The sequence below is a fragment of the Bowmanella pacifica genome, from assembly GCF_014645355.1.
GTDB classification, from domain to species: Bacteria; Pseudomonadota; Gammaproteobacteria; order Enterobacterales; family Alteromonadaceae; genus Bowmanella; species Bowmanella pacifica.
Genome location: NZ_BMLS01000001.1, coordinates 1,331,745 through 1,348,709 on the forward strand (window position 1 = coordinate 1,331,745; position 16,965 = coordinate 1,348,709).

Here is a 16,965-nt window from a genome sequence, read left to right on the forward strand (position 1 = left end):
CGTTTAGCTAGCAGCCACTATTTCAGCATAATCTCCCGAAGCCGGTAGTCACCGGTGATTTGACGAACATCAGGGTAGGTTTTGGCAATTTTACGGCTGTTTTTATTGCGTTCTTCCCCCCATTTTTTCATAAACTCTTCGTAACGCTTCTTAGATGGCTCAAGATCCATCCCGGATTTAAAGGTCACCACCAGCATCAAGTTGAAATCACCACTTTGCGGTAACTCGCTGCTGTAGATATGGAAATCTTCAAGGTGGCCAAGGGACTTGGCTAACCGATTGGCCGCAACCCAGGTATCTCGTAAACCTTCCAGATAGTAGTCCAGCATATTGGCGTCTACTTTCACCGTTGTCACTAAGGTGACCTGCTCGCTGATATCGTAGTCTTTATACACTTCAACCTGAGCTGAAGCCTGGGCAGACAAGACCAGAAGGCCTATGCCAGCAATGACGTTGAGAGTTTTCATAATGAATTGCCTTGTTGTTTGACAGATTGAGGGTGCCCATTCGTCCTTTGCAAGGCTGGAACAAAATAGCGGTATGCATAATGAGCAGGAATCTAAGTCTTAGCCGAGCACGGCCCAGTCAGCAAATAGCTCACTGCCTGTGATGAGATAATAAGGTGGAAACCAATCTTGACGAGTGATTCAATCGCGGGAGAGGCGCCACACTCAGTGTGGCGATTGGCTGATGCAAAATAGTCCGGTTTATTTTTTATCGGCTTGCAACACCTCGACCGGCATACCCACTTCCAGCCGACCTTCATTAACAGGAATAAGATTCATACCAAAGTTGATCTTACCCGACCTGTCCTTGCGAAAGGTGCCAAGGGTCTTGAGCGGCTCCTGATCACCCAAAAACTCTCCGGTACGGGGATCTCTGGTGGTAAACACGCAGCGACTGCAAGGCGAGTCCAGCTTAAACTCCACCTCACCAATACGGATGCGTTGCCAGCTATCCTCAGCAAAAGCTAACGTGTCCTCTACCACTAGGTTGGGCCTAAACTGGGCCATCTGATGCACCAGAGGTGAACGACGATTCAATTCTTGCAGTGAAGCTTGGGAAATCAACAACAGCGGAAACCCATCCGCAAAACTCACGTCAACGTCCGCTTTGGCACTGAACCTGGGGGTATGTTCGCCGCAGTAAAGTAGCTGGCATTCACGCCCCAGCAAAAGGCTGAACCAACGATTGGCCGCTTCAGTAGTGGCAAAGGCTTCAAACTGATCCTTCCATACCTGTGTCGCCACCGGTGTCATTGCACAGTCCGAATAACGGACAAACAAGGCAGGCATGTCGGCATGACACACCATCAGGCCATCGCGGCGCAGCACAGCAGACACTTGAATTAGCCTTGGCAGGGCACGCCCCGTTAACATCCGCCCTTTGCTGTCCGCCAGCATAAAACGACGGTCGAAGCTCAGACCAGGGCGCTCAACCCAGGAATGAGAAAGTGCGATACCCTGAGTGGATTTAATCGGATAAATATAAATATCGGCTAACCTGGCCATATGTAAGCTATTCCCTGAATTATCTCTCACCAGTGCAAACTGTGCTCACAGTGCGCTCTGTTCAATATTGTCCAACCATTCGAGCTGCTGGCGCGCTTTTTTCAGTTGGCGTATTGTCCACCACCAACCAAGCGCACAGGCACCGCCGACCCATAAAGAAATACGCAACAGCCTTACCTGAAACGTCTCCCAGGCAGGTTGTTCCTGGTACCAGGTCACCAGCAACAACAAGGCGACACTCAAGATGACCAGCACCATTCCCCACTGAGTAAATCGGGCCAGACGGATATTGTTCAGGCTTTGTTGTCGCAGTGTTAGCAGGTGTTCATGTAAATTCTCTCGGCAGCGAAATAACGACAGACGTCGCAACCAGGTATTCCATGCCGCCGCTCCCAAGGTAAGCACAAAAATGATAACGACCCACAGCCGCATCAATTCCTTCTCGGGCAAGAAGTAAAAAAATACCACGCCAACAAAAACAACAGACAACCAGTCAAGCACCACATAAATCCATTGCTTGAAACGGTCTTTTCGCCATTTTGCTTTCAAATCGGCCAGGTCGGGTAAATCAACCTGCTGGCTTTGCCAGTTCTGCTGTAAAGGATCGCGATTATCACTCATGGTTCAATTCCTTACTCAGAGTCTGACGAGCTCTATTTAAGATCATTCCCGCATTGGCGGTACTGATACCGCAAACCTCTGCAATCTCCTGGTAACTCAAGCCTTCCATAAACAAAGTTACAACCTGGCGGCTTTGCAAAGGCAATTTACGCACGGCAAACAGCAACGCCTGCTGCTGATTATGACGCATCAACTTATCCTCCGGGGCAGTACGGTCATCAGCCAGGCTTTGTATACAGACATCTTCCCGGCCTTTATGCCGCATCTGGGTGGCGACGTGACTCACACTGCGATTGTGAGCGATTCTGAGCACGTAGGTTTTCTCGCTGCTCTGACCACGAAAGCTTGCCATGGCCTGCCACACGGCCAGATAGATTTCCTGAAGCAACTCCTTGCGTAACTCGGTATTGGCTTCATAACTGGCAGCCACACGGCTGAGCATTGGCCCGTGGTCTTTAATCAGCGTTTCAAATTCCAGAGTTTGTCCTGATGGCATTGAGGGTAAAGGCGTCAGTATCACGCAATAACACTGAATTAAAAAGTGTCGAAATACTTTGTTATAAAAATCGCCACATCATGACTAATAAATTGACATCTTTGCATAACCCAAAGGAACCTGAATCATGACAACAACTATGTTTATCTTGCTGTTTGTTGGACTACTGGCAATGACCCTGCTCGGTTACTGGCTGGATCATCGACATGGCTGGAACCTAATGGCCTGGCTGGGCGGCGAGGCATCTTCGCCTTTTCAGACACAAGAAAGAAAAACGCTGCAAAGTGGGGAAGATAAGGAAAAAGATGAAAAAATCCAGCAGTTACAGGAACGAATTCAGATACTGGAGCGCATTGTCACTGAACCTGCCTATGAGCTGAATCAAGAGCTAAATAAGCTTAAAAGATAGATAATAGGAGGGCTTAGCCCTCCCATTATTACTGGCGAATGTGTCCGTCACCCAATACCACAAACTTTTCTGTGGTCAGTGACTCAACCCCCATAGGGCCATAAGCATGCAGCTTGCTGGTTGAGATACCAATCTCAGCGCCCAATCCCAACTCACCACCATCGGAAAAGCGCGATGAAGCATTGGCCATGACCACCGCAGAATTAACATCACGAATAAACCGCTGAGCAGTAGAATAATCCTGCGTCGCGATCACCTCGGTATGGCCCGAACTGTGCTGCTCCAGATGCGCAATGGCCTGCGTATAATCATCAACGACCCTAACTGCGATTTCCAAGGCCAGATATTCCGTGTCCCAGTCAGCCTCAGTGGCTGGTTCTGCGTCATGGAAATACCCGATGCTCTTTTCGCAGGCATGCACACGTACCTTACGCTCGGCAAACATGGCCGCCGCCATCGGCAAGAAGCTTGGCGCAACATCTTTATGCACCAGCAAAGTCTCCAGAGCATTACACACGCCAGTGCGCTGGGTTTTCCCATTGGTCAGCAAACCTAACGCCTTAACTTCATCGGCAGCTTTGTCCACATATAAGTGACAAACCCCTTTGAAGTGCTGTATTACGGGGATGCGGCTGTTTTCAGAAACAAAACGGATCAGACCTTCGCCACCACGGGGAATAACCAGATCGATAAACTGATTCAGAGTGAGTAACTCGTTCATAATGGCGCGATCAGGATCGGGAATCACCACCACCGCATTCGGATCCACATCGTGCATACTCAATGCCTGATGTATACATTCGGCCAGCGCCAAATTGGAGTACAGGGCTTCCTTACCGCCGCGCAATATAACGGCATTACCGGCTTTAAAGCAAAGTACTGCAGCGTCTATGGTCACATTCGGTCGCGATTCATAGATCATGGCAATCACCCCAAGAGGAATGCGCATTTTCCCGACATCTATGCCACTGGGTTGGCGCCGAATATCGCGAATACTGCCCACGGGATCATCCTGTGAAGCCACCTGGCGCACCGCATCGGCGATAGCCGCCAGCGATGTTTCATTCAACGCCAGTCTGTCTAACATGGCATCAGACAAGCCGGCCTCTTTACCTTGCGCCAAATCTTTTTGGTTGGCAGCCAGAATTTGCTCAGACATGCTCACCAGGTTACCCGCAATACTGCACAATACGGCGTTTTTCTGTTGGGCAGATAGCTTGGCCAATTGACGCGAAGCGACGCGGGCCTTTTGGGCCATGTCGCGAATGGAAAAACTCATGATATCTCCTGTTTAACCGGCCCAGCCAACAGGCTGGACGGTATCGATTCTATTGCAATTGTGAGATTTAAAGCAGTGCCAAATCGTCGCGATGTACTACAGCATCACCGGAGGAGTATCCCATAACACTCTCAAAGTCATCGCTGTGCATGCCTTTAATCACATTCAGTTCTGCCGCGCTATACAGACTGACGCCCTTAGCAAAAGGTACGCCCTGATGACAAATTTCCACCGCCTCGCCGGGCATAAAATCGCCTTCAACATTGGCAATACCAATAGGTAAGAGTGAAGCCCCTGTGTCCATCAGTGCCTCTCTGGCCCCCTGATCAACATCAATACGACCAGTCGCAATCAGGGTATGTTTAAGCCACTGCGCTTTGGCAGAATCGGGGGTCTTAGTGGGTACAAAACGCGTACCGGGGATACGACCATCGAGCAGTGCATCGAAGACCTCGCCCTTACCACCATTTACGATCAGGGTCTGAATGCCACTCTCTGAGCATTTATCGGCAGCTTCGATCTTAGTACGCATGCCGCCAGTGCCGACTTTTGTCCCCGGGCCGCCAGCCAACGCATAAATGCTGCCATCAATCTGTTCAACCGAGGGAATCAATTCGGCAGACGGATTTAATCTCGGATCAGCATCATAAAGCCCATCTATATCTGAACAGATGATCAAGGTATCGGCCTCTGCCACCATAGCGGTGTAGGCCGCCAGGTTGTCATTATCACCCACCTTCAATACATCTACCGCCACAGTGTCGTTTTCATTAACGATAGGCAAGACATTATTGTTCAACAGTTCACGTAGGGTGTTCTTAATATTGAGATACCGGGCTCTGTCGTGAAAATCATCGTACGTCAGCAACACCTGGGCACAGGGAAAATCAAAGAAACGAGACCAGTTTGCCATCATCTGGGTTTGCCCCACGGCGGCCATGGCCTGCTTCTCGGCGATGGATGGGTGGGCATTATGTGAAATGGCACTGCGTCCGGCAGCAACACTGCCCGACGAAACAATTAACACTTGTTTACCCTGTTCACGGCTTTCGGTAATAAATCTGGCGATGGCCAACAAGTACTTGGCACTGCACTGATGACCGTCCGGCGATATCAGTGCGCTACCAACTTTGATGACAGCCCGCTGCCAGTTAAATTCAGTCATTTATCCTCCAACATTGAAATCCATATACTAGGATACTGATGTAATTAGGATAAACAAGTTCGCTTGGTTATAAGCTAATAGGGCAGCGTAAAGCCGCGACTTTACGCTGCAACAAAATCAAACCCGACTTATTCTAGTGCAGGCTGTGCAGCTTCAAGTTTTACACTCGCCAGGATAACCAGGCTGACAAGAGAGCCAGCAACCAACAAAATACCTAGCCAGTTGGGTATAGCGAAGACGAAAACAGCAACCAACACTGAGAGGTTTTTGCTCAATTCCAGCCAGCGTGCCACCCACTTTTGCTCCATCAAGGCCCCCACACTGAATGTGGAAAAGAGAACAAAAAGCATCAATCCCCATTGTTGCCAGACAACTAGCTCATCACTAAACAGCATAAGCATCAGTGCAATAAGAATGGTCAAACCGTGTTGAATCAGGCTGTACCACTTTGTCGAGGTGGAGATTGGCGGATCGTACTTTTCAAAACGACTCAGATCCGCCTTGGCCATGGGGTACTTTGCTTCCACATCTGCCGGGCGCCAGCCGGTGCGTTTAAACCAAATCATAAACTTGTCCTGCCAGCGGGAAGCGTGCCAACAATCATGGAGCAGTTGACTGTATAGGTGCACATTGGCCCACAAGGGATTCCAACTACGTAGGGCCTTTCGGATCCCGAATAGCGGCGGCTCATCATCAAGTTCTTCCTGAAAGGAACCAAACAATCTATCCCACACAATGAACACGCCACCATAGTTGCGATCGATGTACAGCTGATTTTGAGCATGATGGACCCTGTGATTAGATGGGGTCACAAAAATCCACTCCAGCCATCCCAGCTTTGGTACATGCCTGGTGTGCACCCAGAACTGGTAGATGAGGTTGAGGGAACCGACGGTAATCATCATCTCCGGCGTAATACCCAATACCGCCATCGGTAAATAAAAAATCCAACTGACCAGACCGGTACTGCTCTGTCGAAGGGCAGTGGTGAGGTTATATTCTTCACTAGAGTGATGCACCACGTGGGCGGCCCAGAGAACGTTAACTTCGTGGCCCAGCCTGTGATTCCAATAGTAAAAAAAATCGTAAAGTACAAAGGCCAGTAACCAGACCCAAAGACTGTCAGGCAAGGTCAGCCAAGCGATATGCTCATATACCAGCGCATAAACCGTAAAGGGAATGAGCTTATGTACGACACCAGTTACTCTGCTAAGCACACCGGCACTGAGACTGTTGATGGCATCGTTAACTCGATAATATTGTGTATGACGAAGCCGTTCAGCTACCAACTCCAGGCCGATCAGCAGGAAAAAAAACGGAATAGCCCACAATACATAGCTCATTGATATCCTCCGGCGGCCCCATCAAATGTTAACCATTGGTTAAATTCAACTTATCCGACCAGTCTATTCCTGCTTACTCATCCTGTCCAGCAGCTAAACTCACCACTCAAGTTTGTGTAAATTTCATTAACAATAATCGCCAGCCAAGCTAAGACACAGCCCAGGCCGTTAAAAATGAAACCAATACGGGTTTCTTCAGTCGATATAGATATGGGTTGAAATCCATATTTCCTGAGGAGTATGAGGATGCAATCCCGTTATCAATTGAGTACCTTATACTAAGCAATCCAGCAAAGAAGGTGGACCTTGTATGACTGAAACCGAATCAACAAAGAAGAATTCCCTACTTCCCCATGCTTTGATCGGCGGTGTCTTGTTGATCATTCTGCTGGCTGTATTTTTTTGGCAGTCAGAAGAACAGACGCCGGTTGAACAACCTCAGCCCTTGCCGGAACCGCTTAACGTTCAGGAGGAGCCTGAGCAAATACCCGAGCCTCTGCCCGAACCAGAAGTCATGGAACCAGAGCTACCGGTGGAACAGCCAGAGCAGGAACCGGTGCCCGAGCCGTTGCCTCCAGAGCCTTTGGATATAAGTGACGGTGCTGTTAAAACCGCGCTGCTTGAAACCGGCAGCTACGAAACCCTGGCCAGGTTTATTGTCGATGACGACTTACTCAGACGTTTTGTGGTGTTCAGTGCCAATCTGTCAGATAACGAACTGGCAGCCAGTCATAGAGTTCTGCAACCACCGCAGCAAGAGTTTCGCGTATATCGTCAGGCAGGCAAGGAATGGATCGACACCGCCAGTTACAAGCGCTACACCCCTTATGTAGAAGCGCTGGAAAGCATGGATACGCAGCAGCTGATTGCATTGTACGAGGTCTATAAGCCCACAATCGCGGAAATTTTTGCCGAAGTAGGCGATGGTCGCAGCGACTTTAATGATGTACTGGATGAGGCCATCAATCACCTGCTGGATACTCCTGAGGTACCCATTCCTGTAGAGGTAAGCACTGACAGCGTCATGTACAAATACACCGATGAGCGTTTGGAGTCCTTGTCTGCGCCACAAAAGCAGTTGCTGAGAACCGGACCTGAGAATATGCGGCTGATTAAAGCAAAACTCAGAGAGATTCGCGACGCTCTGGCCAACTGACAACAGATGAACCTAGAGCATTTGCAGTCAACACTGGCGCAGCATAATCCTAGGCTGCCGCCGGTGGAAGACTGGAATCCAGACTACTGTGGCGAACTCGAACTGGAGATTCGTCATGACGGTAGCTGGCACCACCAAAATTCACCCATTAGCAGAAAATCGCTGATCATGCTTTTTGCCAAGGTATTAAAGCGGGAAAACGATCGTTACTACTTGGTCACTCCGGTGGAAAAGCTAGGCATTCAGGTGGCTGACGTCCCTTTTTTGGTAACCAACTGGCAACAACAGGGGGAATACCTGTTGTTTTCCACCAATATGGATGAACAATATCTGGTGGGTGAGCAACACCCAGTGCACTTGATGAAAGATAAGGTAACCGGTGATCTGCTGCCATACATGTTAGTACGCAGAAATCTGTATGCCAGACTACATCAAAATGTGTTCTATCAACTGGCAGAGCAGGGAAAGCCGGGGAAGGTAAATGGAAGTAGCCACTTGCTATTAAGCAGTGGCACCTACCAATTCAGTTTGGGGCCGCTGTAAGCCAGACAGCCCCTATCACAGAGTTATTTGTGGCTAAAGGTTCGCACCATAGCCGCAATACCATCAATGTTGCCGCGCAAGGTGGAAGAGCTTCGCTCCATGGACAAGGCAACCTGTGCATTATCATCCGCCACCTCAGTAATCTTGCCAATGTTGCGACTAATCTCTTCACAGACCTTGCCCTGTTGCTCTGACGCTGTAGCAATCTGAGTAGAGTAGTCCGCTATCACTGACATCATTTGGTAAATTTCTTCGATTGCTTTGGCCGAGTAACTTGCATCGTCCACACACTCCATGGCTTGCTCGCGGCTTTTCTCCATGCTGACGACCCATTGTTGCAGCGTATGGCGCATGGTTTTCAGACTGTTATGGATATTGGCTGTAGACGCCTGTGTGCGGGTAGACAAGGCCCGGACTTCATCTGCCACTACAGAAAAACCCCGGCCACTTTCGCCCGCTCTGGCTGCCTCAATAGCAGCATTCAGGGCCAACAGGTTGGTTTGTTCAGCGATAGCTTCAATTTCGCCCATAACATTCGCCACCTTATCGGCCTCGACAACCAACTGGTTCGCCGATGCTGCCGCTTGCTCAACCACCGACGCCAGACCGCTTACTTTATCCTGACTGTGCTGCACACTTTCCCGCGCATCACCACATTGCTGGCTGGCTTCTCGTACTTTTTCGGAAGTGTCCACCGTGTTACGGGCAATCTCCTGACTGGTGGCCGCCATCTGTGTAATAGCCGCCGCGATTTGCTGCACTTCAAACTTCTGCTGCTCTAATCCACTGGCGGTGGTATGCGCCGCACTGGCGGTTTCACTGGCAACCCCTGACAACCCCCTCGCTGAGTCTTGCATGCGACCTAATACGGTGCGCAAACGCGCTCTCATCAATCCCAAATGAAAATCCACATAACTCTGGGTACCTTTGCCACTGTAGATAAAACGACACACACTGTCGTACTGGGACTTTAACTGAAGGGCGGTTTTCGGCACACTGATAAGCTCGCCACGATACAACCAAGCCAAAATAGCCAGCAAGGCAGGCACGGTTACCCCGGCAACCCAACCGCCGGTCCAAAAACATAAGGCGGTAGCAATAATGGTAAAAACGGCGCTCAGCAATGTTTTCTGCCCGCTACCCATTTCCCAGGCCCGGAACTTTCCTGCCCGGATCTGTGCATAAGCCTGTTCGGCTCTGGCAACAAGCTCCCGCTCTGGCTTCACTCTGACGGACTGATAACCAACCTTCTCGGCACCTTCAAAAATGGGGGTAACATAGGCATCGACCCAGTAGTAACGCCCATCTTTACAGCGATTCTTCACCATACCACGCCAGGCTTGCCCCTTTTTCAGGCTTGCCCACAAATCGGCAAAAGCTTCCTTTGGCATATCAGGATGCCTGACCAGGTTATGGTTTTTACCTACCAGCTCATCCAACTCATAACCAGCAACATGGCAAAAGGCTCTGTTTGCATAAGTGATAACGCCACGTAAGTCGGTCGTCGACACCAACTCCTCATCAGCCTGGTACAAGACCTCTTCATTTATGAGTGTTTGTTCACGACGCATCTAAATATCCTTTCGCCAACAATAAATAAAAGTATGAACAATAACGTTCAGAACTGCCCATATTATCAAAAATTTTTTATAGACCAGTCATTTAGTATGAAAATGCAGAAATAACATACGCAATATGTCGTTAAGCAGTTATTTTTGCCACTTGGCCGTATTTTTGTATATCCATGTATACCGAATTGGAAACCCTAGCCTAACAGCGTTAACACTTTGGCTAACTACTGGCATTAATTTTTCACTTTCTTCTATCCTTTGCCGTTCACCGGGAACTGCTCTATTGTGTTTCGATAACAAGTGCAACAAAGGGAACGATAATGAAAATAAAACATCTCTGTCTGCTCAGCCTAACCTGTTTAGCTGGGCAGAGCATCGCAGCCACTTACATTCACACCGGTCAACTGATATCGGCAGCAGATACTAAAGTCTTGAAAAAGATGACTGTTATCGTCGACGGAAACAAAATCCTTGATGTCAAAAGCGGTTATCTGCAACCAGGCGAAAATGACCAGTTGATCGATATGCGCAGTGGCACTCTGATGCCAGGGCTTATGGATATGCATACCCATTTAAGCTCTCAGCAAGGCCCCGGGTCTTATATGGAGCGCTTTACCTTAAATGAGGCTGACTATGCGTTAAAGGGCGTCGACTTTGCCCGCAAAACACTACGGGCAGGCTTTACAACGGTGCGCAACCTAGGGGACGGTTACAATGAGACAGTTGCACTGCGTAATGCCATTAATAACGGCATTATTCAGGGACCACGTATTTACACCTCAGCGAAATCTATCGCCACAACAGGCGGCCATGCGGATCCAAGCAACGGCAGAGCCAAACAATTAATGGGTGACCCAGGCCCAGCTGACGGTGTGGTAAATGGTGAGGCAGAGGCTAGAAAAGCGGTACGTCAACGCTACAAAGACGGGGCTGACCTGATAAAGATCACAGCCACGGGCGGTGTACTTAGCGTAGCCAAAAGCGGTCAGAATCCCCAGTTTATGCAAGATGAACTAGAAGCCATAGTGGCAACAGCCAAAGACTACGGCATGAAGGTTGCGGTGCATGCACACGGCAAAGAGGGCATGAAGCGGGCCATTCAAGCCGGCGTTAACTCCATTGAGCACGGCACCTATATGGATGCCGAAGTGATCAAGTTAATGAAAAAACACGGCACTTATTACGTGCCAACGGTAATGGCCGGTGAATGGGTAGCAGAAAAGGCCAAGATCGACGGCTTCTTTCCCGCCTTGGTCAGACCCAAGGCCGCGGCCATTGGTCCTTTGATGCAGGACACCTTCTCACGGGCATACAAAGCCGGCGTTAAAATCGCCTTTGGCACCGACTCTGGCGTCTCAGCTCATGGCGACAATGGCCGAGAGTTTGCTTTGATGGTCGAAGCAGGCATGCCAGCAGTGGAGGCAATTCGTTCTGCCACATTCCACGGCGCTGAATTACTCGGTATTTCCGACCAAGTGGGTACAGTGGAAAGCGGTAAACTGGCTGATTTAGTTGGTGTTCAAGGCGATCCCTTGCAAGACATCTCCCTGCTGTCCCACATTAGCTTTGTGATGAAAGACGGCGAAATAGTGAAGCAATGATCAAACTGCAGGACAAGGATGTCTTGCCTGACTTGCAAAATATCCATAGGCAATTTCCACGTCGCCTCGTACAATCAGTTTTCTGTTTTCAGCGGGTTATGACTTTGCGCACAAACATACTAGCGTGGCTGCTGATTTGTCTATGCGGGTGTTCTCTTGCTGTGCAAGAACCCGAATTACCCAGTGCGACCGAGATAAACTTACCTGCTGTCGGCATATTCCCCCAACAGCCAGATAACGAGTTAAGCGACTGGTGCCGTCAACAAGCAGAATCTTGTCATATGACGCCGACTCATCTAATCGGCATAGCCCAACAACTGCAAGATTCCGGAGGCTTTCCGCTAGTCTCTGAGCACCCCGGCGCCGACTATGAATTTCTGCTCGCCCGTGCGCGAAATGATAACCATATATTCATTCATGTGCTTCTTGCCTGGCAAGGGCTTCCCCTGCACACCTACAAGTACCAATTCGAGACTGCGCAGACCCCCTTCCTTGACGTTGCGCTCACTAAGGCATTGTTAAAAGACGTAAAGCAAGATAACGCCTTTAGCGCAAGCTATCTGGCAAAAGCCCTGGATGCAGACAACTACACCGCAGACTTATGGGCCCCAGCTCAAATTGCGGGTTTCCATCTTAGCCACAAGCGGGTCTACAACGACCCCTTCCAAGGATCTGCATTAACTTACAAGAACCCGGATTTTAATAGCGACAAAATAGAAGTAAGTATTTACCCCATACCTGCCAGCGACCTATCGAACCGCGCCGCGCTAATAGCGGAGGAAACGAATAAGCTGAGGGATAATTTGTTCGAGTTCGCCAGACAACACCAATTGCCGCCGTTGACGATGACCGCAGATACCTCAATCAATTGGACACAGCAAGGTCTCGATTTTCAAGGTTATTATCTCGATGCCAGCATCATTAGTGCGGATTCTGAGCCCTTTTACGCCGCTTACTTCTTTTTTATTCAGCAAGACAAGATAGTTAAATTTACCACCACTTTTCCCTCTGATATCGCAGTGAACTTTGTAAAACAAGCGCTGCCGCAGATGCAAATCCCCGAGGAGTCTGCGTTTATGGCCCGCTTAAGGAGACCATAGTGCTATACCGGAAAAACCGATTAGTCCGATATAGTCCTTACTCTTGAACTCTCAGCATTTAACCCCAATGCTATGTAGAAGCTGTTTATCTTTTTCCTACACTAACTCGGAGAATTATGATGAGTAACATTGATATAGGGATTACGACTCAAGACCGACAGGATATCGCCACAGGGCTAAAACGTTTGCTGGCAGACTCCTACACTCTCTACCTCCAAACACACAATTTTCATTGGAATGTGACTGGACCACAGTTTCGAGAATTGCACTTGATGTTTGAGGAACATTACACCGAGTTGGCCGTCGCGGTAGATGACATCGCGGAACGTATTCGCACCCTCGGTGTCGTGGCGCCAGGCACCTATAAAGCCTTTGCATCACTCAGTTCCATAGAGGAAGTAGAAGATGTTCCCGCTGCTGCAGATATGGTCAAAATTCTCAATAAGAGCCATGAGCAAGTGGTAAAAACCTGCCGTGAAGTATTGAAGCTGGCACAAGAGGGGAATGATGAGTCCACTGCAGCCTTAGTATCCGATCGTATGCGCATTCACGAAAAAACTGCCTGGATGCTGCGAGCCATGCAATAACCCGATGGCGGCAGAGAGATCTGCCGCCCAACGACACGGTTGATAATAATTCTCATTTAAACTATTTTATGGATAGTCTTTTAGATATTCATGGAATAGCCTATGCCTTCACATTTCCTTTGCAACTACCACCGCGCCTGGCTGGCAACGAATCCCCAAGCCGCCTTAACGCATCTACAGCAATGCATACACAGCGCTTCCATGTTGAGACAGACCGAGCAATGGCACAGGGCACTCCCCTACATAGGTAGTGCGTTTGAGGCGGCCTCGCTATTATTGGGCAGCATAGACATCGATACCCAACTCGCCGCCACAGAGTTGACGTCGTCGGCACTACTGCTAGCCGACAACTACTACAGAATGGGCCGTTTTCGCCATGGTCGCGAGATCATTAAGCAAGCCATCACTCTGTTAGTTGAAACCCAGCAACGCACTGATGTGGGTGGCAGTGCTCGTCTGTCAGGCTGCATAAGCCTATTACATAAAAAACTGACTGAATTTTTGCATATGGAAAGACAACGAACAGCCTCCGGCTCACTGTTTCAGCGGGCAGCTATGGTTCACTGACGCTCAGCCTTGGCTCTCATTCAATCATAAGCAATCAGTAAGGAGGATAAGTATGGTGAGTCATCAGGAAGACTTTTTGAATTTAAGGATCCGTATGGATACGCTGGCCAAGCTCATCAGTCACCATCAACTACATATTGAAGACTTGCGCTGCAGTGACAGCCATTCAGCAGCATTGCTCAGGCGCCTCTTGCTTGAGTGCGCCCTATGCAATGTAAGTACAAACTAACAAGAATGCTATCGCTGGATAAGAACGACACCGCTATTTATTGTGCGGAGCCTTTCTTAATTAGATAACGATAGGGGGTCTGCGTGGTATCAGCCTTCAAAAGCTGATGATCCAAAAAGCGGCAAAAACTGGGTATATCGCGTGTGGTAGCCGGGTCATCTGCCGTCACCAAGATAGTTTGCCCGTCTTGCATTTTGCGGATAGCCAAACGAACCATCATTACCGGCTCAGGACAGCGTAACCCCAGCGTATCCAGTTCCTCATCAGCCTTATCGAAATCAAATTCCATAAGCCTGGCGATACTCTTGGATTTGCTGTAAATGCTCAGCCATATCCGGCTTATCCTGCAGGTAGTGGATAAGGTCAGCGAGGCTAACGATTGAAACGACTTTCGTAGCAAAGTCGCGCTCCACTTCCTGAATAGCCGACAGCTCACCCTGGCCTTTTTCCTGGCGATCCAGCGCGATCAGTACCCCGGCCAGCGTTGCGCCATTTGCCTGAATGATCTGCATTGACTCACGAATTGCCGTGCCAGCGGTTATCACATCGTCCACCAACATCACTTTGCCCTGCAGAGGGCTTCCCACCAGGTTTCCACCTTCACCGTGGTCTTTGGCTTCCTTACGATTGAAACAGTAAGGCTTGTCTATGTCATATTTGTCAGCCAGGGCAACCGCCGTAGTGGTGGCAATAGGAATACCCTTGTAGGCGGGCCCAAAAAGGAGATCATACTCCACCTTGGCATTTACCAGAGCAGCGGCATAAAACTGACCTAGCTTGGCCAGGTCTCTGCCGGTATTAAATAATCCTGCATTAAAGAAATACGGACTGGTGCGTCCAGACTTCAGTTTGAACTGACCAAACTTGAGTACCTGCCTGGCCAACGCGAATTCTATAAAGGCTTTTTGGTAATCCTGCATCTTGTTCAACCTCAGTTCAAAGCCGCGCGCTGAACATCAAAGATCTCGCGCAACCCATGTTTGGCAAGTTCCATCATTTCTTGCATTTCTTCAAAGCTGAAAGGAGCCTCTTCTGCCGTTCCCTGCACCTCAATAAGCTGACCCGTTTCGGTCATCACTACGTTCATATCGGTTTCCGCTGCCGCATCTTCCGTATATTCCAGATCGGCAATAGGGGTGCCTTTAAAAACGCCCACCGAGACTGCAGCAATCATGTATTTCATGGGGTTAGCCTTAATTAACCCTTTCGCACGCATCCAGGTCAGTGCGTCAGCAAGCGCAACACAGGCACCGGTGATAGATGCAGTTCTGGTACCGCCGTCGGCCTGAATCACATCGCAATCCAACAGAATGGTGTTCTCACCAAGCATGCTCAGATCTACTGCTGCACGCAATGAACGTGCAATCAGTCGCTGAATCTCCAGTGTACGACCACCTTGCTTACCACGTGCAGCTTCACGGTCACTGCGCGTATGAGTGGAGCGTGGCAACATGCTGTACTCAGCAGTAATCCACCCCTTACCCTGACCTTTCATAAAGCGGGGAACTCCCTCTTCTACAGAAGCAGTACAAATAACCTTGGTATTGCCAAACTCAATCAGCACAGAGCCTTCTGCATGGCAGGTAAATTGTCTGGTGATGGTAATAGGACGGATTTGGTTGGCCGTTCTGCCGCTTGGACGCATGTTGATTTCCTCTGACGGGCTGGATTGGCCGGCATTATAGCCCAATGACAACATGACATCTGCATAAAATACACAACCAGTCGAGACAGAAAGACAACCAATAGTCGATGCAGACTCAAGCGCACCTTGTTACACCGGTTCTGCATAATTTCCAGTTGGGGTATACTGCCCTCAACTAAACGTTCAGGATAAACACATGATATACAGTATGACGGCCTTCGCCCGGATTGAGCACAAGGCACAATGGGGTAATGCCGTATGGGAAATACGTTCGGTCAACCAACGTTATCTTGAAAGCTATTTTCGTCTGCCTGAACAGTTTCGAAGCTTAGAGCCTTTGCTGCGTGAGAGATTTCGTAAGTCTCTACAGCGTGGGAAAGTCGAGTGTTCTTTGCGTTTTACCGCCAACGATGCAGCAGTAGGCAAAGTTACCCTGAATGAATCTCTGGCCAGACAGTTAATGGAAGCGGCCGATTGGGTGCAGTCACACGGCCAATCAACCGGAGTGAATCCGTTTGATGTTTTACGCTGGCCAGGTGTCATCAGTGCAGAAGAAACGGATATGGATGCTATCCAGGGTGAGCTGCTTGGTGCTTTTGATAAAAGCCTGGAAGAATTATTACGCTCCCGAGCCGCCGAAGGGGACAACTTACGCGCCCTGATAGAACAGCGCCTGGATGCAATAGAAGGTGAAGTCAGTACCATACGCGGTGCAATGCCCGCAGTACTCGAGTGGCAGCGAGAGCGTATTAGCAACAAATTTGAAGAGGCCAAAATTGAGCTGGAAGCCAGCCGCTTTGAGCAAGAGATGATTCTGTTAGCTCAGCGTTTGGACGTTGCCGAAGAGCTGGATAGATTAAATTCTCACATCAGCGAGACGCGCAAAATATTGCACAAAGGGGGCGCTTGTGGACGACGCCTGGATTTTATGATGCAAGAGTTTAACCGCGAATCGAACACCTTGGCATCAAAATCGATCAATGCCGACATTACCCAATCAGCGGTGGAACTCAAGGTGCTGATTGAGCAGATGCGTGAGCAGATCCAAAACATCGAATGATGTAATGTGCAATTTATCTCTCATTATTATCTAACAGACACTTCGCTGTTGAACAATAACGGGGCGGTTGGTTTGTGACCCT

19 protein-coding genes are annotated in these 16,965 nt (G+C 49.2%); 8 read left to right on the forward strand and 11 right to left on the reverse strand.

Going from position 1 to position 16,965, the window contains the following annotated elements:
- Window positions 1-17 precede the first annotated feature (17 nt).
- The 4 genes from IEX02_RS05525 to IEX02_RS05540 form a co-directional block, all read right to left on the reverse strand.
- Window positions 18-467 (reverse strand): hypothetical protein, encoded by a 450-nt coding sequence (locus IEX02_RS05525; protein ID WP_188691346.1) that lies wholly within the window; start codon window positions 465-467, stop codon window positions 18-20.
- A 240-nt stretch (window positions 468-707) separates the two neighbouring features.
- Window positions 708-1,511 carry an MOSC domain-containing protein gene (locus IEX02_RS05530; protein ID WP_188691349.1) on the reverse strand — a complete coding sequence of 268 codons (804 nt, stop codon included), beginning with the start codon at window positions 1,509-1,511 and terminating at the stop codon, window positions 708-710.
- Between the two features lie 45 nt (window positions 1,512-1,556).
- Window positions 1,557-2,132, reverse strand: coding sequence for a hypothetical protein (locus IEX02_RS05535; RefSeq protein WP_188691350.1), 576 nt, complete (start codon window positions 2,130-2,132; stop codon window positions 1,557-1,559).
- Window positions 2,125-2,628, reverse strand: a complete 504-nt coding sequence (locus IEX02_RS05540) for an RNA polymerase sigma factor (RefSeq protein ID WP_188691352.1) — start codon at window positions 2,626-2,628, stop codon at window positions 2,125-2,127. The genes IEX02_RS05535 and IEX02_RS05540 overlap by 8 nt, the downstream gene beginning before the upstream one ends.
- A gap of 127 nt (window positions 2,629-2,755) precedes the next feature.
- On the opposite strand from IEX02_RS05540, the gene IEX02_RS05545 reads away from it, so the two are divergent.
- Complete coding sequence (locus tag IEX02_RS05545; protein WP_188691354.1) at window positions 2,756-3,037, forward strand: hypothetical protein; 282 nt, start codon at window positions 2,756-2,758, stop codon at window positions 3,035-3,037.
- A 28-nt stretch (window positions 3,038-3,065) separates the two neighbouring features.
- Here IEX02_RS05545 and IEX02_RS05550 read toward each other — a convergent pair whose 3' ends face one another.
- The 3 genes from IEX02_RS05550 to IEX02_RS05560 form a co-directional block, all read right to left on the reverse strand.
- On the reverse strand, window positions 3,066-4,316 hold the full coding sequence (locus IEX02_RS05550; RefSeq protein WP_188691356.1) for a glutamate-5-semialdehyde dehydrogenase: 1,251 nt from the start codon (window positions 4,314-4,316) through the stop codon (window positions 3,066-3,068).
- A gap of 67 nt (window positions 4,317-4,383) precedes the next feature.
- Window positions 4,384-5,481: a glutamate 5-kinase gene (proB, locus tag IEX02_RS05555; RefSeq protein ID WP_188691358.1), complete on the reverse strand. Its 1,098-nt coding sequence runs from the start codon at window positions 5,479-5,481 to the stop codon at window positions 4,384-4,386.
- Between the two features lie 128 nt (window positions 5,482-5,609).
- Entirely contained in the window at window positions 5,610-6,824 is a 1,215-nt protein-coding gene (locus tag IEX02_RS05560) for a sterol desaturase family protein (RefSeq protein ID WP_188691360.1), read from the reverse strand.
- A gap of 310 nt (window positions 6,825-7,134) precedes the next feature.
- Between IEX02_RS05560 and IEX02_RS05565 the strand changes: the two genes are divergently transcribed.
- Window positions 7,135-7,980, forward strand: coding sequence for a DUF3014 domain-containing protein (locus IEX02_RS05565; RefSeq protein ID WP_188691362.1), 846 nt, complete (start codon window positions 7,135-7,137; stop codon window positions 7,978-7,980).
- 6 nt (window positions 7,981-7,986) lie between these two features.
- Window positions 7,987-8,523 carry a DUF1285 domain-containing protein gene (locus tag IEX02_RS05570; protein ID WP_188691365.1) on the forward strand — a complete coding sequence of 179 codons (537 nt, stop codon included), beginning with the start codon at window positions 7,987-7,989 and terminating at the stop codon, window positions 8,521-8,523.
- Window positions 8,524-8,546: 23 nt separating this feature from the next.
- On the opposite strand, the gene IEX02_RS05575 is transcribed toward IEX02_RS05570, so the two are convergent.
- On the reverse strand, window positions 8,547-10,094 hold the full coding sequence (locus IEX02_RS05575) for a methyl-accepting chemotaxis protein (RefSeq protein ID WP_188691368.1): 1,548 nt from the start codon (window positions 10,092-10,094) through the stop codon (window positions 8,547-8,549).
- Between the two features lie 320 nt (window positions 10,095-10,414).
- On the opposite strand from IEX02_RS05575, the gene IEX02_RS05580 reads away from it, so the two are divergent.
- The 4 genes from IEX02_RS05580 to IEX02_RS05595 all read left to right on the forward strand — a co-directional run bounded on the left by IEX02_RS05580 (window position 10,415) and on the right by IEX02_RS05595 (window position 13,949).
- Complete coding sequence (locus tag IEX02_RS05580) at window positions 10,415-11,695, forward strand: metal-dependent hydrolase family protein (protein ID WP_188691371.1); 1,281 nt, start codon at window positions 10,415-10,417, stop codon at window positions 11,693-11,695.
- Between the two features lie 161 nt (window positions 11,696-11,856).
- Window positions 11,857-12,795, forward strand: coding sequence for a hypothetical protein (locus IEX02_RS05585; RefSeq protein WP_188691374.1), 939 nt, complete (start codon window positions 11,857-11,859; stop codon window positions 12,793-12,795).
- 119 nt (window positions 12,796-12,914) lie between these two features.
- Window positions 12,915-13,382 carry a Dps family protein gene (locus IEX02_RS05590; protein WP_188691849.1) on the forward strand — a complete coding sequence of 156 codons (468 nt, stop codon included), beginning with the start codon at window positions 12,915-12,917 and terminating at the stop codon, window positions 13,380-13,382.
- A gap of 102 nt (window positions 13,383-13,484) precedes the next feature.
- A complete protein-coding gene (locus tag IEX02_RS05595; protein WP_188691377.1) occupies window positions 13,485-13,949 on the forward strand; it encodes a hypothetical protein in 465 nt (154 codons plus the stop codon).
- A 266-nt stretch (window positions 13,950-14,215) separates the two neighbouring features.
- Here the strand turns inward: IEX02_RS05595 and tusA are convergent, their stop codons facing one another.
- The 3 genes from tusA to rph are packed head-to-tail and all read right to left on the reverse strand — an operon-like array spanning window position 14,216 to window position 15,823.
- On the reverse strand, window positions 14,216-14,467 hold the full coding sequence (gene tusA / locus IEX02_RS05600) for a sulfurtransferase TusA (protein ID WP_188691380.1): 252 nt from the start codon (window positions 14,465-14,467) through the stop codon (window positions 14,216-14,218).
- Window positions 14,457-15,098, reverse strand: a complete 642-nt coding sequence (gene pyrE, locus IEX02_RS05605; protein WP_188691383.1) for an orotate phosphoribosyltransferase — start codon at window positions 15,096-15,098, stop codon at window positions 14,457-14,459. Before pyrE ends, tusA begins: the two co-directional genes overlap by 11 nt.
- An 11-nt stretch (window positions 15,099-15,109) precedes the next feature.
- Window positions 15,110-15,823 carry a ribonuclease PH gene (gene rph, locus IEX02_RS05610; RefSeq protein WP_188691851.1) on the reverse strand — a complete coding sequence of 238 codons (714 nt, stop codon included), beginning with the start codon at window positions 15,821-15,823 and terminating at the stop codon, window positions 15,110-15,112.
- Window positions 15,824-16,019: 196 nt separating this feature from the next.
- On the opposite strand from rph, the gene IEX02_RS05615 reads away from it, so the two are divergent.
- Window positions 16,020-16,883 (forward strand): YicC/YloC family endoribonuclease, encoded by an 864-nt coding sequence (locus tag IEX02_RS05615; RefSeq protein WP_188691385.1) that lies wholly within the window; start codon window positions 16,020-16,022, stop codon window positions 16,881-16,883.
- Window positions 16,884-16,965 lie beyond the last annotated feature (82 nt).